Annotated in this window: 14 protein-coding genes, 3 tRNA genes and 1 pseudogene; 13 read left to right on the top strand and 5 right to left on the bottom strand. The window is 41.4% G+C overall.

The features are described 5' to 3' along the window. From A5294_RS06755 to A5294_RS01105, 8 genes and pseudogenes are all read left to right on the top strand, one after another. Positions 1 to 523: pseudogene (locus tag A5294_RS06755) on the top strand (hypothetical protein); the annotation flags it as partial. A 65-nt stretch (positions 524 to 588) separates the two neighbouring features. Further along, positions 589 to 2142 carry a glutamate--tRNA ligase gene (gltX, locus tag A5294_RS01075; protein WP_004574127.1) on the top strand — a complete coding sequence of 518 codons (1554 nt, stop codon included), beginning with the start codon at positions 589 to 591 and terminating at the stop codon, positions 2140 to 2142. Positions 2143 to 2332: 190 nt separating this feature from the next. Continuing rightward, positions 2333 to 2405, top strand: a tRNA-Glu gene (locus A5294_RS01080). Between the two features lie 40 nt (positions 2406 to 2445). Then, positions 2446 to 2517, top strand: a tRNA-Gln gene (locus A5294_RS01085). A 549-nt stretch (positions 2518 to 3066) separates the two neighbouring features. Continuing rightward, complete coding sequence (locus A5294_RS01090; protein ID WP_064340242.1) at positions 3067 to 4359, top strand: metallophosphoesterase; 1293 nt, start codon at positions 3067 to 3069, stop codon at positions 4357 to 4359. Positions 4360 to 4450: 91 nt separating this feature from the next. Beyond that, positions 4451 to 5812 carry a UDP-N-acetylglucosamine 1-carboxyvinyltransferase gene (gene murA, locus A5294_RS01095; protein ID WP_004109784.1) on the top strand — a complete coding sequence of 454 codons (1362 nt, stop codon included), beginning with the start codon at positions 4451 to 4453 and terminating at the stop codon, positions 5810 to 5812. Between the two features lie 190 nt (positions 5813 to 6002). Beyond that, entirely contained in the window at positions 6003 to 7916 is a 1914-nt protein-coding gene (locus A5294_RS01100; protein ID WP_064340243.1) for a serine/threonine-protein kinase, read from the top strand. A gap of 27 nt (positions 7917 to 7943) precedes the next feature. Continuing rightward, positions 7944 to 10277, top strand: coding sequence for a hypothetical protein (locus A5294_RS01105; RefSeq protein ID WP_064340244.1), 2334 nt, complete (start codon positions 7944 to 7946; stop codon positions 10275 to 10277). Positions 10278 to 10365: 88 nt separating this feature from the next. Here A5294_RS01105 and A5294_RS01110 read toward each other — a convergent pair. Both A5294_RS01110 and A5294_RS01115 read right to left on the bottom strand, forming a co-directional pair. Next, positions 10366 to 10438: transfer RNA gene (locus A5294_RS01110), tRNA-Ala, on the bottom strand. Between the two features lie 115 nt (positions 10439 to 10553). Continuing rightward, positions 10554 to 11240, bottom strand: a complete 687-nt coding sequence (locus A5294_RS01115; protein ID WP_004105614.1) for a DedA family protein — start codon at positions 11238 to 11240, stop codon at positions 10554 to 10556. 227 nt (positions 11241 to 11467) lie between these two features. On the opposite strand from A5294_RS01115, the gene A5294_RS01120 reads away from it, so the two are divergent. The 3 genes from A5294_RS01120 to A5294_RS01130 all read left to right on the top strand — a co-directional run bounded on the left by A5294_RS01120 (position 11468) and on the right by A5294_RS01130 (position 13669). Next, a complete protein-coding gene (locus A5294_RS01120; protein ID WP_064340245.1) occupies positions 11468 to 12211 on the top strand; it encodes a hypothetical protein in 744 nt (247 codons plus the stop codon). Positions 12212 to 12341: 130 nt separating this feature from the next. Beyond that, complete coding sequence (rpsO, locus tag A5294_RS01125; RefSeq protein WP_004109774.1) at positions 12342 to 12611, top strand: 30S ribosomal protein S15; 270 nt, start codon at positions 12342 to 12344, stop codon at positions 12609 to 12611. A gap of 155 nt (positions 12612 to 12766) precedes the next feature. Then, entirely contained in the window at positions 12767 to 13669 is a 903-nt protein-coding gene (locus A5294_RS01130) for a LysR substrate-binding domain-containing protein (RefSeq protein WP_004106155.1), read from the top strand. A gap of 163 nt (positions 13670 to 13832) precedes the next feature. Here the strand turns inward: A5294_RS01130 and trpB are convergent, their stop codons facing one another. The 3 genes from trpB to A5294_RS01145 all read right to left on the bottom strand — a co-directional run bounded on the left by trpB (position 13833) and on the right by A5294_RS01145 (position 19469). Further along, positions 13833 to 15026 carry a tryptophan synthase subunit beta gene (gene trpB / locus A5294_RS01135; protein ID WP_064340246.1) on the bottom strand — a complete coding sequence of 398 codons (1194 nt, stop codon included), beginning with the start codon at positions 15024 to 15026 and terminating at the stop codon, positions 13833 to 13835. A 571-nt stretch (positions 15027 to 15597) separates the two neighbouring features. Continuing rightward, a complete protein-coding gene (dcd, locus tag A5294_RS01140) occupies positions 15598 to 16179 on the bottom strand; it encodes a dCTP deaminase (protein WP_064340247.1) in 582 nt (193 codons plus the stop codon). A gap of 299 nt (positions 16180 to 16478) precedes the next feature. After that, a complete protein-coding gene (locus A5294_RS01145) occupies positions 16479 to 19469 on the bottom strand; it encodes a cation-translocating P-type ATPase (protein WP_064340248.1) in 2991 nt (996 codons plus the stop codon). 228 nt (positions 19470 to 19697) lie between these two features. On the opposite strand from A5294_RS01145, the gene rlmB reads away from it, so the two are divergent. Continuing rightward, a complete protein-coding gene (rlmB, locus tag A5294_RS01150; protein ID WP_004106172.1) occupies positions 19698 to 20696 on the top strand; it encodes a 23S rRNA (guanosine(2251)-2'-O)-methyltransferase RlmB in 999 nt (332 codons plus the stop codon). Then, positions 20693 to 22468 carry a hypothetical protein gene (locus tag A5294_RS01155; RefSeq protein ID WP_004106174.1) on the top strand — a complete coding sequence of 592 codons (1776 nt, stop codon included), beginning with the start codon at positions 20693 to 20695 and terminating at the stop codon, positions 22466 to 22468. Before rlmB ends, A5294_RS01155 begins: the two co-directional genes overlap by 4 nt. Positions 22469 to 22491 lie beyond the last annotated feature (23 nt).

Consider the following 22491-nt stretch of genomic DNA (forward strand, 5'->3'; position numbering starts at 1 on the left):
TTCTAATGCAATAAATGCAGCAGCCGATACGTTAAATGTTGAAGGTAATTGGAGTATTAACAATATCGACTTTGCAATTAATTATGCGAAACAAATGGTTTCTTGTTATGAAAATAAATCATTGGAAACGCAAAAAATTATTGTAGTTTTAAGCTTACTAACAAATCTAATTAAAAAAACTAACGAGATTTGCGAAACTTTACCAATCTTCTTATATATTAACGAAATATGTGAGTGTGCTGGTTTGCCGCGAATGATGTTCAAGGATGCTCAATGGCGTGAGATTGTTGATTGTGTGCGCAATTCTAGTGATAAGTGTAATTGTGATATAAGTGCGTTGGTCAATTTTATTTCGCCGCTGCTTATTTCAGAGTGGGAAAAGCATCGTGAAGACGTGCTGTGGGATCCTGAAGTTGCGAAGAAGCTCGCAAAAGAAGAGGATGATAGAAAGTCCCGCGAGGCTCTTGCTGCGAAGTTTGCGCACGTTGAGGGTAATAAAGAATCTACGCAGGCGCTTGATTAGTTTTTAGGTTGACTTATGTTTGATGCGAATGCTGCACGTCCGTAACGCGCGGCACAATGGAACCTATGACTGATATCGAGGAAACTCAAGAAGTTGCTAATAATGCAACAAAATCCGCAAAGCCTGAACTTCCAAAGAATGTTCGCGTGCGTTTTTGCCCTTCGCCAACCGGTACACCTCACGTAGGTATGGTTCGTACCGCGCTATTTAACTGGGCGGAGGCTCGCCATACTCACGGCAAATTGCTGTTCCGTATTGAAGATACCGATAATGAGCGCGATAGTGAGGAAAGCTACCAGCAGATTATTGAGGCTCTTCGTTGGCTCAATATTGATTGGGACGAGGGCATTGATGTTGGTGGAGATAACGGACCGTATCGCCAGTCCCAGCGCATGGAAATTTATAAAGACGTAGCACAAAAGCTTTTTGAAGCAGGATACGCTTATGAATCCTTCTCTACTCCTGAAGAAATTAAGGAGCGTAATATTGCTGCTGGCCGTCCTGCTGAATTTGGTTACGATGGCTACGATCGCAATCTTACGGAAGAACAGAAGCAAGCTTTCCGCGACGAAGGTCGCAAACCTGCACTTCGCTTGAAGATGCCAAATGAAGACATTACTTTTAACGATTTAATTCGTGGCGAAATCACCTTTAAAGCTGGATCTGTTCCAGATTATGTGATTGTGCGCCCGAATGGCGATCCACTTTATACGCTTACAAACCCTGTTGACGATGCGTTAATGGATGTGAACGTTGTTTTGCGCGGTGAAGATATTCTTAGCTCCACGCCTCGTCAGATTGTGCTTTACCGTTACCTTATGGAGATGGGCATTGCTAAGGAAACTCCACTTTACGGCCATATGCCTTACGTTATGGGCGAAGGTAAGAAGAAGCTTTCCAAGAGAGACCCTGAGTCCAACTTGTTCTTGCATAGAGATAACGGATTTATTCCAGAAGGCTTACTGAACTACTTGGCTTTGCTTGGCTGGTCGATCGCTCCTGATCGTGACGTGTTCACTATGGACGAAATGATTGAAAAGTTCGATGTGCGAGACGTTAAGGCAAATCCTGCACACTTTGACTTAGACAAGGCGATTTCCATCAACGCTGAGCATATTCGTATGCTCGATCCGCAAGATTTCTTGAATCGTTCTGTGCCTTACTTGCATAAGGATGGCGTAGTTAGCGCAGATAATTGGGATGCGTTAACTGACCGTGAGCGTGAAGTACTCACAGCTGCAGCTCCTCTTGTACAGCCTCGCGTGCGTTTGCTTGGTGAAGTCGCTGGAATGGTTGGAAGCCTGTTAAGCGAAGATGGCTACATTGCTCCAGATGACGACGCTCGTAAACAGTTGAAGGAATCTGCAGGCGAGGTTCTTGACGCTGCGCTCGCTGCTTTGAAGGGTGTTGATGCCGCTGATTGGCACACTGATTCCTTGCATGAGCTTTTGAATAAGAAGCTTGTTGAGGAAGCTGGTTACAAGCCGCGCTTGGCATTTGGTCCTGTGCGAGTTGCACTTTCTGGCCGTCGCGTTTCTCCGCCACTGTTTGAGTCCATGGAAATCGTGGGCAAAGACGTGACTTTGGCGCGTTTAGCTGGATTGCGTGAGCATTTGTAAATCACCAATAATTTATAAGCTCAAATAAAATTTGAACAAGGTGGGAACGTGGCACTATTGCTACGTTCCCGCTTTTTTATTTGTTTTATGTTTCGTTTAATATATTTTCGACACGCCGCGGTTGCGTATTGAGTTGTTATGTTGTAAAGTCGCTATTTGTTGCGTCAAGAGGCGTAGCTGATAAATGAAAGCCCCCGTCGTCTAGCGGTCTAGGACTACGCCCTCTCACGGCGCCAACACCGGTTCAAATCCGGTCGGGGGTACGAAGACGGAACGGTCCCAAGAGCCGCGAAGCCTGCCAATTGGGGTATGGTGTAATTGGCAACACAGGTGATTCTGGTTCATCCATTCTTGGTTCGAGTCCAGGTACCCCAGCGAATAGCTCTCGTAGAACGAGGGCTTTTTTGTTATCTATCTGTATTCCTGCGATTTGCCTCAGCGCGCGGCTGTTTCTTTACGCGGCTGTAAAGTTTTTGTCGGATTAAGGCGATGAAACGGCAGTTTCTTTACATGCGTGCTCAGTTTTTGCCGTTTACCGCGCTTGTACACGCTTATCCCGTTTACTACGCTTGCCGCACGCTTCTTATGCAGCCTTAAAATCAAAAACCCCGGTGCGTGACCGGGGTTAGAGAAAGAAGAGAAGAAGAGAGGTTTAAGTTATTAAAGTCAAATTCAACTACTTGCTTGTAGTTTATTTCCTTTTGATGTATATATAATAACCACCTTATGCTGAGTGCAGTAATGCGATTACCTGTGAATTGTCTGTGAATTTGTAACTATTTTACTGAAATTGCACGTTTTTATCGCTTTTGGGTTATTTCTTATCAGTATTTGCTTAATTTAGTATTTTTGAATGTAAATAATTTATGTAAACTTGCGAACAAAATTGAGTGAGTCGCGGCATATCTGCCGTATGCTTAAAGTATGACTGATTCTGCACAATCCGAAGCTCATGCATCTGCGGCACTTCCTTTATCTGTTTCGGCGCGTTTAGGACGTTTGCAGTTCCATCTTTCTGGTAAATTCCGAGTGCTTCAGTGTGCAGATGTTCAAGATGGGTTACGTATTTCACAAGACACCATTCGACTTATTGCTTCTGCTTGCGATGCTGTGCGACCAGATCTTGTAGTTTTTAGCGGAAACCAGATTGCAGGTTATGAAAAAGTATTTGCAAAAACTTTTCAGCGTAGACGCTGGCAGGAATCTTCCAATATTTCGTCTTCTGATAAGAAGCAATTGGTTGATAAAGTGCACGAATTCGTTGCTAAGTTAATGAAGCCACTAGAAGATCGCAGTATTCCATGGGTTGTTACTTATGGTAATCATGATTTCCAGTGCGGTCTAAATAATGAAGAGCTTGATAAGATATATCAAGATTTTCCATGTTGCATGAATCGTAGTGCTTCTAGTACATCTTCTGCAAGTGCTATGCAATCGACAAAATGTGTGTTGCCAAAGCAGATTATTTTTACATGCGAGCCTGGTACTTTTGCCTTGCCTGTTATGGATGAAAAGCATGAAAAGGTTGTTTTTTCAATAGTTTTAGTTGATTCTGGAGATTATGCTAAATCAGGCGGCTATGGTAGCCCTTCTAAAAAAACTATCGAGTTTATTTCTGGTCTTTCTTCTTATTTGCCTGAGCATATTTGCGTTTTTCAGCATTTTCCATTGCCGCAATATTATCGTGTTCTTCGCGAAGTTCCGCAAGAACTTGCTGCGCGCGAACATGCTATCGAGGGGTATCGTACTTTTGCTGGCCGCTATTATGCTCTTGACGAAAAACATGTTCTGCCAGATGGGTATTTAGGTGAAGGAATTAGCTGCCCTGACGTCGATAGTGGCGAATATGCTGCTTTGCTTGATGCCGGAGCTTTTGCGCTAATTGCCGGTCACGATCACCGCAATTCTTTCGCAGCTAAAGATCCCGAGAGTAATATGCTATTTGTTGCTACTCCTACATGTGGTTTTGGATCTTACGGTCCTGAACCTGCTAAAAGAGGCGTGCGCTTGCTCGAATTTGATATTCGTCATCCGTTTGAACCGCGTACGCAAATGCTTGAATTTGGGAATCTTGTTGGCAAACCTTCTTCCAAAAAAGCCTATACTTATGCTCTTACAGCTGAGTCTGAGCATGAATTGCCAGAAGTAGATTTATTGCGTAAACCATCATTGCTTACTAGATTGATTCGTCGATGGCGTCAACGATCTACGCGCTAATTTAATCAGTTTTAATAGATTGCATGAGCGCGTTGGCAAATATGCCGGTATTATAGTGAATAGTGTTTTAGCGCGAACGAAAGAGGTAAATGTGTCCGCACACAATACGGCTGAACAGAACAACAATAGTGGCATTGACGCTGCAGATGTGTTGCATGTAGAAGGTGGTAAGCCGCTTAATGGCACTATTAAAGTGCGTGGCGCAAAAAACTTTGTTAGCAAAGCTATGGTTGCAGCTTTGTTGGCACCAGGTAAGTCTGTTCTAAAAAACGTTCCTGAAATTCGCGATGTTCATGTAGTTTCTGATCTGTTGCGTTTGCATGGTGTTGACGTTGAGGTTAATGGGCCTGAAGGCATTGTGACAATTGATGCCACAAAAGTGCAGCTCGCAGATGTAGCTGACGTCGACACTCTTTCTGGTTCGTCTCGTATTCCAATTCTTTTTTCTGGTCCTCTTCTTCATCGTCTTGGAGAAGCGTTTATTCCTGCGCTTGGAGGATGCAATATTGGTGGTCGTCCAATTGATTTTCATCTTGAGACGTTGCGTAAACTTGGTGCAAATGTAGATAAAGATCATGAGGATGGTATACATATTACTGCACCTAATGGCTTACATGGCACTAAAATTCATTTGCCTTATCCTTCTGTCGGTGCAACCGAGCAGACTTTGCTTGCAGCGGTTCTTGCAGAAGGTCGTACAGAGCTTTCCGGAGCTGCAATTGAGCCAGAAATCATGGATTTGGTAGCCGTTTTGCAAAAGATGGGTGCGATTATTTCTGTAGACGTTGACCGTACTTTCCGTATTGAAGGAGTAAAAGAGCTTCAAGGATACACTCATACGTCATTAACTGATCGCATTGAAGCAGCTTCTTGGGCTTCTGCTGCTCTTGCAACACACGGAGATGTGTTTATTAAGGGCGCAACTCAGCCAGAAATGATGACTTTCTTAAACGTGTTCCGTAAAGTTGGCGGACAGTTTGATGTTACAGATAAAGGAATTCGTTTTTGGCATCCGGGTGGGGATTTGCATCCTGTTGCTATTGAAACCGATGTACATCCTGGTTTTATGACTGATTGGCAGCAGCCTCTTGTTGTTGCGCTTACTCAAGCGAAGGGCTTGAGTATTGTGCATGAAACTGTTTATGAAAATCGTTTTGGCTTCACGAAGCCACTTGTGCAAATGGGAGCTATGATTCAGCTTTATCGTGAATGCTTAGGTTCGCTTCCTTGCAGGTTCCAGCAGCGCAATTACAAGCATTCTGCAGTTATTTTCGGGCCTACTCCGTTGACTGGTCAAGATATTGACGTACCTGATTTGCGCGGAGGCTTTAGTCATTTAATTGCAGCTCTTACTGCTCAAGGTCCGTCGAATGTGCGCGGAATTTCGCTAATTGATCGAGGATATGCAGATTTTAGAGGCAAACTTTTAGCTTTGGGCGCTAATATCGACTGATATATTCTTCTACTTCTTCTACAAAACGTGAGTTTTGTAGGTTTATAAGCTTTTATCCACAATGCTATAAAAAGCTTTTTTACGCATAAATTTATCGGTACAGTAGTCGCAACTGTAATTCAATTACTCAAAAAATTAACTGAAATATTTGATGAGTAGTTGTAGTTTTCAATATTGCGGAGGCGTAACGATGGTTTGTGTAGGCGGACGCTATCAGCTGCTTGGTGAGCTGGGGCGTGGTGGCACTTCAACAGTCTTTCTTGCTGTTGACACCGTTTTGCACAAGCAATGGGCTGTTAAAGAAACGCTTCTGCAAGGAGACGAAGAGTATCAACAGCATATTATTCAATCCTTACGCGCTGAAGCGAATGTTTTAAAGGAATGCGATCATCCAGCTATTCCGCGAATTGTTGATTTTTTTGAAGAAAATGGTAGAGCTTATGCTGTTCGCGATTATGTAAAGGGGCGTTCTTTAAAATCTATTGTAGAAGAATCTGGATTGCAAAATGTTGAAACTGTTCTTGATCTAGGTATGCAACTTTGCTCAATACTTTCTTATTTACATTCGCATTATCCGCCAATTATATACGGTGATCTTAAGCCTTCTCAGGTTATGATTTCAGAAGATGGCACAGTCCGTTTGATTGATTTTGGTGCTGCAACGCAATTATATGCAAACGGGGGAGTGCTTGATTTACGCACAATAGACCAGTGCGACGCTCGATTTGCTACTAATATTTTTACTGCTCCTGAAATTTTGAATGAAAACTCTGCAGCAACTACTTCAAGCGATGTGTATTCGATTGGAATGACATTGCGTTACGCATTATTGCCAGCTGAAGTGTCTAAAACAGACGTGCAATCTGCTGTACTATTGCCTCATGAGAATCGTGAAGTAGTAGAACAATTGGTGTCTGTGCTCGCAATAGCTACAGCTACTAAACCATCTCATAGATATAAAGATTGCGAAGAAATGTTTTCTGCACTGGAAGCGTGTGAGCATACAGAAAAACATTCACAACAATGCGACACCTCTACGAATGTATTGCGACGTAAACAATGCAAAAATAGTTCTAAGTCTAGAAAAAAGCGCTATGCAATTACGGCATTAATTGTTATAGTGCTAGTTTTTATAGTAATTTTATTCAACTGCTTAGGTTTATTTGTGGGGAATGCTTTTGTAAATCGAAATAAGCAATCTTTTAATGGTGAGCCAAGTAGTAAAAGAATTGAAGCAATACGCAAAAATAATAAAAGTTACGATTCTTACATGCAATTAGCTGAGCGTGAAAGCAATTCGGATATTGCGTGTCGATATATTTCTCATGCAATGCAAGTGCAAAATAGCATGCGCAATAAGAAATATATAAGCAAAATGTCATTTAAACCTCTCCAAATTTTATTGCAAATTCAACTTGCAGATCAGCAATGGAGTGTCAACGAAGAGCAATGTTTTGTTGGTTTGATTAATAAATACGAGCAAAACTTGCGTCCTGTAAATAAAGATTGGTCGAATATTTCTATAGAAATAGGCAAAGCGTATTGGTACTATTTTGCAGGATTTTCTGGAAAAGTTTCGCAAACAGAACGATTATCTCGTATGCGAGTAGCAAAAGTATGGTTCCAAGAGGCTCAAAAATATGAGAAGGATGCGAATGAAACGTCTTCGCAAACTGTAGAAACTAATTCTGATGACATATCGCATACTGTTTCAAATCAAAAAATGTTAAGCGCGTACATCGCTATTTCTGACGCTTATGCGCAACTTGTTGATGTTTCTAAAGATTGTGCAAGCGTAGAAAGATATAAAAATTATGTGAATCAATTACAGCAGTTAATGCAAATTGTTGAGAAAGATCACGGAGACGTCTTATTCGTGGATACTGGAGAACTAGTTTTGCAATCAATTCATTCGTGGTTGCCAATGTTCCTAGAAAGTGGATCCAGTAAACAAGAAATTCAGCAAATGTGCGACAAGGCAGAATATCTTCTTAAACAAGCGCATGTGTCAAATGATGAAGCTGTAAGTAGAAAGAAAAACGCAATCGACAGTGTCAAAAAAGTTCAAGACGAAATTAATCTAGCTTTTTTGCAAAAGAAATAAAAGAAATAATAAAAAAGGGGGGAATAAATGTGTAAACAAAGAAATTTGGGGGATATGTGTTTTTTCAAGCGACTTAAATGCGGTTGCGCTCGCATTGGTGTCTATATTGGGATTATTGCATTTATTAGTGTTGCTATAGTTGCTGCATTATTGCCACTTAATTCTATTGCGTATGCGAAAAACAGCTATAACGCAGCCAAAGGATTGCATATAGCAAATGTTTCTGTTATGACAAAACAGAAAACTGTTCGCACTCAAGGCGAGTACATGTTTACTAAACGTTCTGCTTCGCTACTTATAACTTTTGATGGATTGGACGCTTCGGAAATTAGGAACGCGCATAAAGCTACTGTTAGCGTTGGAAGATATCAAATAGTGAGTGCCAAAGCTGATTTAGCTAAGATTGAGGCGGTGTCGTCGCTAGTTAATATTCGTTATAAGATCCGACCTCGAGTATTAGGAATAGTAAGAGTTGAATTGCAAAAAGAAGGAATATATGATTTGCAAGATATCTCTATAAGACTTGCTGCTGTAACAATGCATCCTAAACGCATATGGGGAGGAGTTGACTCTAATCCTCATGTTTCAAAGCAAACTAACTATATTTCTAATGAAAATAGACTTTCTGGCAACAAATTGTGCTCTCGTAAGCCAATATTAAGCATTCCTGATTCAGTTCTGAATGCCTCAGATTTAACAAAAGATAACTCTTATAGCAAGCGTTCACGATATATTGTTATTGATAAAATTGCTCCTCGCTTGAGTGTTAGCTATGATAACAACGCATCGTATGAAGGCAAATATTTTCGTAATAATCGAGCTTCAAGAATATTAATACAGGATGATTCGTTCGTTTTCTCGTATTTGCTTCATGATTCTTATCCTATTGCGAAAGTTTTTGCTGATGGTAAACAGGTTATGGTACTTACAGCTAAAAGCTTTAAAAACGATGGCGTGCATACAAATATGTGGTATGCTGATGTTTCTTTTTCGGGGGATGCTTCTTGGAATGTTCGCTATTGTGTTGAAGATCTATCAGGTAATGTGAGTTCTTCTATCAGTAATAAATTCATTATTGATACGCTTGCGCCAACTGTTTCTATTACTGGAGTGCAACAAGGCGGAGCATATTCTCATGCTGTAGTTCCAACATTAGTTATAAAAGATCGTTGGTTAAAACCTGAAAGCGTAACGTATTCTCTGAGAAGAATGCGATATGCTAAGGAATTGCGTTCTTTTGTGCCTAGAAAAGCCGATTCGCAAAGCGTAAGTGTGCAATACGCAGGTTTTTATAATGGAATTCAAGACGATGATGTGTATCAACTTCAGTGGAGTGCTAAAGATTTAGTAGATCATGTTATTTCTGGTAAGTTGCAATTTTCTATAAATAGAAGCGGTTCATCATTTAGTATAGATAGTTCCACTAAAGCAATGAATCGTAAACAATTGCAAAATGCTAAAGATATTCATATTGAAGAACTCAATCCTAGCGGATTGGCAAGTCCTGCAAAAATTAGTGTTATGCAAGACGGTGTAGAGAAGATTTTGTCAAAACAGGATTTTTCTGTAAACAGTCGCATAGATCATGGCTGGCAACGATTGACTTACACTATTTTCAAACGGAATTTTGCCGATAATGCTCATTATCGTGTACGTGTTATGTCAGTAGACAAAGTAGGAAATCATTCTTGTAGCGAAAGTGCAGTTAGCAAAAAAGAAGGAATGTTGCAATTTGCACCAGCTTCCGTGCAATTTACAGTAGATAATCTTGCTCCAATCGCAACAGTGTTTGATATGCAAAATAATTCTACTTATCGCACTAATAAAGAAGGAAAAACTTTACGTATTAGTGCAAAAGATAACATAGCATTGCAATATGTAACAATCGATGTTGATGGTAAAACAAATCGCATTTGGAACGGTAAAGATGTGAATAAATCAGTTTTATCTACAAAACTAAAACCAGACGGTTTTACTCATGACGTATTAGTAAAAGCTGCAGATTATGCGGGAAATATAACAATTTTGCAATATAAAAATGTAAAAATTGTTTCTATTGCAAATAAGCTTGTAAAAAAATCTGAAGCAGATAAAAAATCTAAAAATAGCGAGAGTAAAGACACTGATAGTTCTGATGATGGTTCAGATGATGGCTCCGACAATAGCTCCGATAACGATGATTGGATAGCTCGTTCGCAAGTGAAAAAATCGGAAAAATCTTTTGAAAATGCTGATTCCTTTAAACGAAACTCGGTAAATTATATAGGAATTGTGGCTTATATTTGTGCTGGAATTATAGCAATTCTTTGTGCTGTATTAGGAATTAGCATTATTTTTAAAAAGAAAATTAACAATCAGTAAACTATTCTAATTAGTTTTGCTAGATTTGATAGGCATTGTGCAAGAAAATAAAAAGCCCACTGCGGTGGAATGAATGCAGTGGGCTTAGTGGAGCTAATGGTAATCGAAACCACGACCTCTTCGATGCGAACGAAGCGCTCTACCAACTGAGCTATAGCCCCAATGTCTAAGACAAATCATCTTACGACAACTCTGCACACTGTACTACAAAGCTTGTATAAAAACAACATTTCTTGTAGTGCAGCGTGCTTGAGTGTCGTAAGTTAAAATACTAGTTTATTTGTTTTCTTTATTAAGTTTTGCTGTTTTCTTTGCTTTGTGTGCTTTGTATAAACCAATAAAAGTTGGTACAAGCGAGATAAGCAAAATTGCAACAATTACTAATTCAAAATTCTTCTGTACGAAATCAATCTTGCCGAAGAAATAACCAAGAAATGTGAAAAGCGACGACCAAATGAGACCGCCTAGTACAGAAAATGGTGTGAAGCGTATCCAACGCATTCCAGAAATTCCGGAAATAAACGGCATAAAAGTGCGTATGAATGGGAAGAATCTACCCAAGAATACTGCCAGCGGACCCCATTTATCAATCATTTTTTCGGTTTTTGCAACTCGTTCTGGAGTGAGCGCTTTTACTTTCCCAGATTCTACAATCTTTCGTCCGAAGAAATGACCAATAAAGTAATTGCACTGATCGCCAATAATTGGGGCTAGCCACACTACGGCAAGTAATAGTGGAAGTGGAAGCGCGCTATGACCTGTTTGAGCGTCAGGAGCTGCAAAAAAGCCTGCTGCAAAAAGAAGTGAATCTCCTGGGAGGAATGGGAAGAATACTACGCCTGTTTCAATAAAAACAATGAGAAAAATAAGGCCTAATGCTGGAGCTGTGCCCATTGCAATCCAACTTGCAATAGCTGAGCGTGGATCCTTGAGTAGGTTAACAATAAAATGAATAAATCCCATAATGTCCTGTCATAAATTTTGCGTATTTAGTGACGCTTGTTAATTAAAAATCAAGCGAAACAACTGTTATTTTGAGCCTAGCAGTCGCCATAAACGGTTGACACTTTTTGTGCACACGCTATCAGTTAATTGCGTTATAACATACAATAATAATTAGTAATGTAATGTTGCATGGTTAAAACTTGAGAAATTGCTTGGCGATTAAAGATTGGCAGGAGAAGTAGCGCATGAAGTTAAATGATGAGCATGATGGTGAACATCCACAAAGTTTTGCTCCGCTAAAGCCTAGAAAACGTTCTGCTCGCGTAATCAATGCTAATGAAGTTCCGAAAAAGAATGATGATTCGAAAAGCAAAATTCCTGACGAATATTTAAACATTGGTTTGCCGGAAACAGACTTATCGATTGCTGATTTTTCTCGTAAGCATTCTAATCCAAAGAATTGGTGGATTTATTTTGGCGTTCTGCTTGTTGCTATTGTTATTCCGTATTGGATTGGTCGCACTATGGCAGCTCGTCATACTTCGTGGGTTATTTCGCATTGCTCTGGATTATCTTCGCAAGGTGTTGTTTTTATTTCGTGGGTAATCACAGTGTCTGCTTTTACAAGTCTTGCTATGGCGTTAATTGACACTCATCGTTGGATTTGGCGGATAATGTTTGCTGTTTTTCTGGCTTTAGAACAACTTATTGCCGGATTATGCATGCTAAACATGAGCTTTTGGTATTCGACGTATGTGGTTTATGGTCACGCTTCAGGTTTAGCGAATGCGGCAAATCTTGGCATTATTTCTGCAGGTATTGGAGTAGCTGTATTTGCTGTCATTTTTGTTGGTTTGCTTGTCATTGTTCCTAAAACCTCGGCTTTGAATGTTCTTACGCGTAGTTGGGCGTCGTTCATAATGTTTTATGCAATTGAGGTTTTGGCAATATTAGCGGTTATTTTTGGTGGTTTTTTGACAGCAATGTAATATTTAGATTTTGCGAAAATAAGTTGTTTGCAAGTGGTTGTACAATAAACATTTGGCGTGTAACGCCCGCGGATTGAGAGCGCTACAGCAGAAGGTTGTGGCACCGCGCAGTGATATTAAGGAGGACGCCGTGGCATTAACGGCTGAAGATAAGAAGAACATTATCAACGAATACGCGACGCACGAGGGTGACACGGGTTCCCCAGAAGTGCAGGTCGCTTTGCTTAGCAAGCGCATTGCTGACCTTACTGAGCACTTGAAGGAGCACAAGCACGATCATCATTCTCGTCGTGGTTTGTTGCTTATGGTTGGTGATCGTCGTCGTCTTCTCGATTACTTGAAGCGTGTTGATATCAACCGTTATCGTTCTTTGATTGAACGACTCGGCTTGCGTCGATAGTCTTATTGCCCGGGCTTAAGCTCGGGCTTTTGTATTATTTATACGTTTTGCTTAATTGTTAAATGCATAAATTGTTCACTCATGCGCAATATTTGGGGAAAGTGTAGTGGGCAATATWTAAAATTTATWAYGCAATAAACAATGGGAGGCGTCTTATGAATATTAGAGCGTTAGAATATCTAATAGCTTTTGCACAAGAAGGAAGCTTTACCAAGGCGGCTGTTCGTATGCGCGTCTCTCAGCCTACTCTTTCAACGCAAATTAAAAAACTTGAAGAGACTTTAGACGTAGAACTTATTGAGCGCACTCCCGGGAAACAAATCTTAACTCCTGCTGGGAGGGAAGTGGTTTATTACGCTAAACGTATTCAGGCAGATATGTCACGTATTCGACAAGCTGCAAGACGTTCAGAAGATCCATGGTCATCTACAGTGGTTTTGGGTGTGTTCCCAACGTTAGGACCATACTTACTTCCAAGAATTATGCCTGCACTCAGGCGTTTAAAACCAAAACTTACTATTCGTTTTATAGAAGAAAAATCAGCGAAACTTATTGATTTGCTAGATAGTGGTCAAGTCGACGCAGTTATATTAAGCGAAAGTTTGAATGCGCCTTCAATAAAAGTGTGTCATGTTTTTGACGAAGATTTTCTTCTTGCGGCTTCTACAAATTCTTTGCTAGGCCACGAGAGTAAACCAATTGAACTTTCAGATTTGTCTACTCAGAAAGTGCTTTTATTAGAAGATGGGCACTGTATGCGTAGAAGCATGCTCGATGTATGCCAAAAAGTAGGTGCGAAACAATCAGAATTTAGGGCAACGTCGTTAGAAACTTTGCGATATATGGTTATAGGTAGCAAAGATGTGACATTATTGCCGCGTCTTGCAACTGTACCTCCAATTGTGCAACCAATTGGTTTGACGTTGCGTGAGTTTAAGAATCCTAAACCTTATCGATCGTTATATTTGAATTGGCGTGCAGCTTCTCCAGTAGACAAAATTATGGAAGAATTGTGCAAAATAATTAGTTCAGCATGTTCTGATTTGCATAAAAAATAAGTAGGATATTCTGTTTAAAAATGAAAATAGGCACTTCTGTTTGCTAAGTTAGCTACAGAAGTGCCGTATTCTTCTTCTCTTACTTTTCTTTTATTCTCACTTTATTTTGAGAGTTACTGCCTCGTTTTATTTGCCTCGTTTTATTTGTTGCTAAATTAATGATTTATAATTCAATGCCAAGATAGCGTGCTACTTGATTCACATCCTTATCTCCACGGCCGGAAACTGTTACTAAAACAATGTCATCCTTACTCATCTTTGGAACCATCTTCATAGCTTGTGCTATTGCGTGTGAGCTTTCCAAAGCTGGGATGATTCCTTCGACTCTAGAAAGTGCGCGGAAAGCTTGAACTGCTTCATCATCAGTGATCGCGTAGTATTCTGCGCGACCAGAATCCTTTAAATATGAATGTTCTGGGCCGACTCCAGGATAATCTAATCCTGCAGAAATAGAGTAGGCTGGAAGCTCGTTACCGTCATCATCCATAAGAACATAAGTTTTCATGCCGTCCGTAATGCCAATTTTTCCATTCGTCATAGTAGCAGCATTTTGAGGAGTATCAGCACCTTTACCTGCGCCTTCAGTACCAATCAATCGTACAGACGGATCATCAATATATGCTGCAAAAGAACCAATTGCATTAGAACCGCCACCAATGCAAGCAATTACAGCATTCGGTAATCTGCCTTCTTTTTCTAGGATCTGCCTTCTTGACTCTTTGCTAATAACGCTTTGAAAATCGCGAACCATTTGTGGATAAGGGTAAGGTCCCACTGCGGAACCAACGATGTAGAAGGTATCATCCAAGTGCTGTGCATAATCCATAAATGCTGCAGTTACAGCATCTTTTAAAGTTTTTGTGCCCTCTTGAACAGCATGAACTTTTGCACCGAGCAAAGTCATTCTAAAAACGTTAAGTTTTTGGCGTTCGCAATCAAGTGCGCCCATAAAAATTTCGCATTCCATGCCGAATCGTGCTGCTGCAGCAGCAGTGGCAACGCCATGCTGACCGGCTCCGGTTTCAGCGATAATGCGCTTTTTACCCATGCGCTGAGCGAGTAAAATTTGTCCGAGAACATTATTCATTTTGTGAGCGCCGAGATGGTTTAAATCTTCGCGCTTTAAATATACTTTTGCGCCGCCTAAATATTTTGTGAAAGATTCAGCATAGTATAAAGGTGTTTCGCGACCGTCGTAATCTTTTAATAATCCCGCCAATTCATTGCGGAACTCTGGATCGTCTTTGTATTGTAAGTAAGCTGCTGCTACTGCGTCGAGTGCTGGACGAATCATATCTGGTACGTACTGTCCGCCAAATTCACCGTAATACATGTTTTGTTCAACTGCGTTTACCATAATTTTGCCCTTCTTGTGAGTGCCGAGGAAATCGGCATTAGGTTTGTTATTTGTTGTGTTGATTATTTTGTAATTTTGAAGGGCGTGTGCTCAGATAATAAAAAAGCTGGATGGCAGCTTATATGCCATTCAGCTCAAATAATGTTGATGATGAATCCGGCATAGCCCCGTTGATTTGTTTAAAATCAGCAAGCCCACACCGATATGTGAACTCGCTTTTAACTACGCCAGCTGCGCCAGAAACGAGTATTCATGTTCATCAACCTCCAATCTTGTTGCACAAGTTTAGCCGTAGCTGTGACAATGTCAACCTTTTAGTGTTAATTCGGCGTTTCGTGCGGAAAAAATTTAACCCCGGCGTCTATGCGCCGGGGAAATAAAGGAGAGAAGAAAAGAATAATTTTTTAGGTGCTTTGCACCTGTCTTTTTGTCGACAATATTATATAACCACACTATTCTGAGCAGAACAGTAACGCTAACTGATAATTACCTGAGAATTATCTACTTTTCTTCTAAATCTTGCTATTTTAGGAATTAATTTTCTAAAAACGGAATCATTTTTCTAAAAATACTATTCGCTTAAATCAGCACGATAGAAATGTTCATACGAACGTGACGGAGTTGGACCGCGCTGACCTTGATAGTGTGATCCGTTAACAGCTGAACCGTATGGGTTTTTACATGGTGAGCTTAACTGGAAGAAGCACATTTGACCAATCTTCATGCCAGGCCAAAGTTTAACTGGCAAAGTGCTAACGTTTGAAAGCTCCAAAGTAATATGACCTTCGAAACCTGGATCAATGAAGCCAGCTGTGGAATGTGTCAAAATGCCAAGACGACCAAGCGAGCTTTTGCCTTCCAAACGTGCAGCAATAGTAGCGTCAAGTTTTACATACTCCCACGTAGCGCCGAGTGCGAACTCTCCAGGATGAAGAATCCATGGCTCGTCAGGAGCTACCTCGAACTGTTCTGTAAGTTCTCCCTGATTTTCTGCAGGATCAACATACGTGTAAGCATGATTGTTAAATAATCGGAAGAAACGGTCGAGGCGCACGTCAATTGACGCTGGCTGTACCATTTCCGGGGTCCACGGGGTCAAATCAATGTGACCCTCATCATGAGCTTTGAGAATGTCGCGATCAGACAACAGCATGACGTCAAATCTCCTTGCAATAAAGCTTATACATCAGCAACTTCATTGTTCGCACGAAATATTTATTGCTATTTTGCGCGAAAAATACAATACGCACAATTGTAGCGCGTGCCGCGGTCTGTGAGTATGATGCAAGCTATTTCCTGAAAACAAATAAATATTCATGAGCAATAAGCAAAAAATTTTATAGAAAATAAAAACACAAAACGCGGCACAGAGACGTAGGTTATGTAAGAAAACTACGTACTGTACCGCGTATTTATAAATCAGCTGATATTTTTTAGCTAATTGCTTGCTTTTTAAGCAACTGCAGTTAAGGATTTAGCCGCTTTACGCTTAGCAAGAAAACGCAAGAAGCACTTTCTAAGTTCGGAAGCAATTAACACAACCATTGAAAGACCGAGGCACTCGAACCATTCCGTTACGCTCAAAGGAACAGTGCCAAATGGCTCGTTCAAGAACGGTATGTAAATTACAGCCAACTGAAGCACAACAGAAATTGCTATAGCACCCCAAAGCCAACGGTTTGCAAATAAGCCTACAAATACGCTTTGTGAGTCTGAACGAGATGCTAACGCATTCAGCATTTGCGCAAACACAAGAATTGTGAAGCCCATTGTACGAGCGTGAGTAAGCTGAGCAGCGTGATCCATAATTCCAACAGAACGGTCCGTAAAGAATCCGCCTGCCAAATGCATATCCATGCCAATTAACGTAATAGCAGCCATGATTATGCCGATAAATACAATATCTCCCCACATTCGTCGGTCAATAACGCTATCGGTAAGCTTTCGAGGCTTTCGATCCATTACGTCGTCAGTTTGCGGATCAACGCCCATCGCGAGTGCAGGAGCTGCATCCGTAAGCAAGTTAATCCACAAAAGCTGAGTTGCAAGCAAAGGCAAAGTAACTCCAACAGAGTTTGGCTGCGTAATTCCAAGCGCGCCAGCAAAAACTACGCCGCCGAAAACCGTACAAACTTCGCCAACGTTAGAACTGAGCAAGTATCGCAAGAATTTACGAATATTGTCGAAAATTCCGCGACCTTCGCGCACTGCTGCAACAATTGTAGAGAAGTTATCGTCAGCCAAAATCATCTTGGCAGACTCTTTAGTTACTTCTGTACCCGTAATGCCCATTGCTACGCCAATATCGGCAGATTTTACTGCAGGAGCATCGTTCACGCCATCGCCTGTCATCGCAACAATATTCCCTTGACGTTGAAGCGAAGAAACGATAGCTAACTTGTGCTCAGGAGCTACTCGCGCATACACGCTAGTTTTACTGATTGCTTCATCAAAAGCAATGTTGTCGTCGTCGCGTGAGAGCAACTCGTCAAGTTCGTCGCCTGTAAGCGCATGCTCATCTTTTCCAATAATTCCAAGATCTCGAGCAATACGCGTAGCCGTAAGAGGATGATCGCCTGTAATCATAACAGTACGGATTCCAGCGCGATGAGCTTGAGCTACACTATCTCGAACTTCAATTCGCGGAGGATCAATAATTCCAACCATGCCGTTCCAAATCAAATCAGATTCTAGTACGTCACTTTGTTCTGCGACGTCCGCGATTTGACCTGCGGCGTTAGAAATCATGCCATCAACTTTTGAAAGACTATCGACTCCAAGCGGCCTATAAGCCATTCCAAGCGTGCGGTAAGCTTCTCCGGAAAGACGCTCAACAGTTGCTAAAATATCTTCGCGGTCGCCGTCAGTAAGTGGACGCACGGCACCAGCTACTGCAATACGCATGCAATAAGAAAGCAGCACGTCCGGAGCGCCCTTAGCGCAAACAATCAGATTTCCAGAATCCGAACCATCTTTAACAACAACAGACATACGTTTGCGTTCAGAAGTAAAAGGTACTTCCGCAACTCGAGTCAAATGAGCGTAACGTTTGTCTGCCTTTGTTTTACGCGCTGCTACTACTAGCGAAACTTCTGTAGGGTCTCCCACAGGCTGCCAACTTTTAGTAGTTTCGTCATAGTGTAAATCGCCGTCGTTAGCTAAACATCCGGAGCCTAACGCGCCTAATACTTCTGTAGCAAGATTTTGCGGCACTGCTAAGTCAGCATCTACAGAACCAATTAATATCATGCGACCTTCAGGCTTGTAACCGCTTCCTGTAAGCTGAACTTCGCCGCTAGGTGTTATTACGCGCTCAACAGTCATCTCGTTTCGAGTTAAAGTACCTGTTTTATCGGAGCAAATAACAGAAGCAGAACCAAGTGTTTCCACGGATGAAAGCTTTTTTACAACAGCATGATGCTTCACCATTCGTTGCACGCCAAGCGCAAGAACTACTGTCAAAATCGCAGCTAAACCTTCTGGAACAGCAGCAACAGCTAGGGAAACAGAAAGCAGCAGAGAATCAATAATATCTTGAATACTGTGGAAGCCTTCAATCAGCCACATGGAAGCAAGAACAACAGCCGCAATAATGCACACCGCAATTCCAAGAACTTTAGAAACGTGTACCATTTCTTTCTCGAGAGGTGTTGCTTCGTCATCTGATTTTGAAAGCATATCCGCGATTTTGCCAACTTGTGTGCGCATGCCTGTAGAGGTGACTACAGCGCGACCGGTTCCTTGTGTAACAGCAGTTCCGTTGAAAACCATATTTGTACGATCGCCTAAAGCTTTTGCAGACGAAAGTGTGTTTGGGCGTTTGCTTACTGCTACAGATTCGCCTGTAAGGCTTGCTTCTGCTACGCGTAAGGAGGCTGCTGCTATAAGTCGACCGTCTGCAGACACGGCATCGCCTTCGCCAAGCACTAAAATATCGCCTGGCACAACTTCTGCAGTATTAATGCGCACCACGCTACCATCGCGCAAAACTGAAGTTTGCGGAGCGCTCATTCTAGCTAAAGCTTCGACTGCTTCTTCTGCTCGCGACTCTTGAATGTAGCCAAGAACTGCGTTTGCAATCAAAATAATGATAATTACGATTGAATCAAACGGCAGAATCTCCCCACCGCTGTTTCCTTTATGTTGTGCGCGCTCAACAAACCACGCGATTGCAGAAATAATAGTTGCTGCAATAAGCAAGTAAACGAGCGGATCTTTAAATTGATCAAGGAATCGTTTCCATGCTGGAATTTTAGGAGCAGCAGCAAGCGCATTCGGACCGAATTGATCAAGTCTTTTTGTGGCTTCCTCAGAGCTTAAACCGCATGAAATATCTACGTTAAGCGATTTAGCTACTTGTTGAACATCACACAATGATGGATCTTTGCTATTAGCTGAAGCGTCAGCCGTTTTATTGGATTGATCAAGAGCGTGATCAACCATATCTTCCCCCTTGGGAGTGCCGCGGAGTAGTCAATAATCGCAATGCTAACGCTATTTTTAGCGCTTCGTATTGTAACTATTGCGCGGTTGTGGAATATTGCAATAGTTTGCAACAATTAAGTACCGTTCTATTATGCCATACAACGCGCCGAGCTTAGAATCAGCAAATTTTGCCGACTCCAGAAAGCCATTAATAGCAATGCCTCGGGGGCATGTGAGAATAGGAGTATGACTACGAAAAAAGGACCGACCAAGGGGTCGGGTGGAAAACATCGCAATGCTTTACGCGGAAAAGGGCCTACTCCGAAGGCTGAAGATCGCGTGTATCACAAAGCTTATTTTGCTAAGAAGGCTGCTATTAAGCGCACGTTTGCGGATCCTCGTTTGGCTGCGCGTCGTCGCGTGGATAAGCTTGGTAGCGATTCAGACGAGTTGGTAATTGGTCGCAATGCTGCTTTAGAGGCTTTAAGAGTTGGAGTTCCAAGCACGCAATTGTATGTAGCTAATCGCATTGAGCACGATGATCGCACGCGCGAAATCGTGAAGTTAGCAGGCATGCAAGGTTTGCGTTTGCTTGAAGCGGATCGCCTTGAAATGGATCGTATTGCACATAGCACGAATCATCAGGGCATTATTTTGAAAGTTCAGCCTTACCAGTATCACTCTTTGCAAGAGTTGGTTGAACGCGCTGAAAAGAAGGCGCGCGCAATGGAAGCTGCTGATTCAGATTCTGCTCGCATTAATGCTCGACCATTGTTTATTGCTTTGGACGGCGTTACAGATCCTCAAAATTTGGGTGCTGTTATTCGTTCTGCAGCGGCTTTTGGTGCTAATGGCGTAATTTTACCTGAGCGCAGAAGTGCTTCCGTAACTGCTGCCGCTTGGAAAGTTTCTGCCGGTGCTGCAGCTCATTTGCCGGTTGCTCGAGTTGTGAATTTAAATAAGGCAATTCAAAGTTTGCGCGAGCGCGGATGGTATGCAATTGGTCTTGATGGCGGAGGCGATAAGCTTGTTGGAGAAACTGGTTTTGAAACTGACCCGTTAGTTGTTGTGCTCGGTTCCGAAGGCAAGGGTATGAGTCGCCTTACACGAGAAGCGTGCGATGCTATTGCTGGAATCCCAATTTCTAGCGCGGTTGAATCTCTTAACGCTTCTGTTGCAGCAGGCATTAGTTTGTACGCTGTTGCTAACGCTCGTCGTTTGGCTGCGAAAACAGAACAACTATGAGCGAAAATACTACTGTGAATACGAATGCAGTTATTACAGATGCAACTGCAACTACGGATACGACTAAAACTTTAAATATTCCAAATAAACTATGGTCCGTAAAACATGCGCGCGCGATTATTTTTATTGCGTACATGGCTGTTGTTGTAGTAGTGATGTGCTTCCATGAGCCTTGGTTCGATGAAGCTCAAAGTTGGCTTATTGCACGCGATTCTTCGTTTGCTGATTTGTTAACTCTTCGCCCACATTATGAAGGCCATCCACCGCTTTGGACTTTGCTTCTTTCAATCCCTGCAAAAACAGGAGTGCCATACGAGATAGGTCTTAAAGGAGTGCAGCTTTTATGTACTGCGCTTTTGGGTGGCTGGCTTATTTTCCGCGCGCCTTTTAGTAAATTGGCTGTATTTTTGCTTCCATTTACGTATTTTTTGTGCTTCCAATATGGCGTTACCTCGCGTCCATATGCTCTTCTTTGCGCGGCTTTGTTTATGGTTGCACATTATTGGAAACAATCTGATTCTAAACCTTCTGATACTTGGAAACTCGCTTTAAGTCTTGTACTTTTATGTGCAATCAGCGCGTACGGTATTGCTTTATCGGCAGGTTTTGCTTTAGCTTGGATTTGGCGAGCTGCAAAATCTGCAGGAATTAAAAAAGCTTTTGCTGAAATATTCTCTAACATTAACAGATTAGTAAGCTGGATAATTCTTGCTTTAGTTGGAATTGCAAGCATTATTTGCATTTGGCCTGCTGCTAACGCTTTTGCATCACGTGAAACATTCGACGGAAATTCTCCTCTTACGCAATTCTTGTCGTTTATTTTCGTTATGCCATCAGAAAGTATGTTTACCCAATTTGCCGGCGATGTCTCTTTACGCAGACTTACACTAAGCGTACCGTCCGCGATTATTTGCGTTATTATTTCGATTTTAATATGGGCTTTCGCCGTAAGAATTACTTATCGAAGGGGCATGCTTGTTTCTTTGATACTCCCTTACTTGACTTTTGCAGTAGTTGCTACGCAGTATTTCACTTTGCACCACGCAGGAATCGTTTTTGCATTCTTCGTAGCTCAACTTTGGATGTGCATTGCGCGTAAGTCACTGGAATCTAAAGATATGCCGACGATTATTTTTAGATTATTCAAAGTTGTAAATAAAAATACAAATAAAGCTGAAAATAGCAACGAAAATAGCAACAGTAGATCTGCAAGTAAATCTGTTGGAAACAAAGTTATTGCTGGCATTATTACTGTTGTTTTATTGTCCCCAAGCTTGATTTGGAACGCGTATTCTTGCGTTAACGATATTCGATTCGACTATTCAGGTTCGCGCGCACTTGCGCAATTTATTAAGCAAAATCATGCTGAAAACATGCGATTCGTAACGTCTTGGCTGCATCAAGACGAAAAAACCGATAAACAAGGTAATGTTATTGTTCCTGAATTTGAAGATATTCATCAATATTCGTGGCAGCTTATTACAGCAAATCCTTATTTCTCAAAGAATCTTATTGATTGCAGTTATAAGAATAGCTCGTTTATTACAAATGAGCAGCCATATCAAGAACAGGCATCAAATGAAATGGATGCTTGCAGAGCAAAGAAAGAACCTAAATTCTTTGTCACAGAATCAGATAAGCCTTGGTATTATTTTGTGTATTTAAACTACAATATTGACCATTATACTGAGCGTACTATTGCTAAAACAAAATCATCTTGGAAAGCAGGGACCTCAGAAGGAAGAATTATTGTATACGAGCGTAAAAAATAATTAGCGCATTTATATAAATACAT

It is taken from the genome of Gardnerella sp. 30-4, from assembly GCF_001641215.1.
GTDB lineage: Bacteria > Actinomycetota > Actinomycetes > Actinomycetales > Bifidobacteriaceae > Bifidobacterium > Bifidobacterium leopoldii.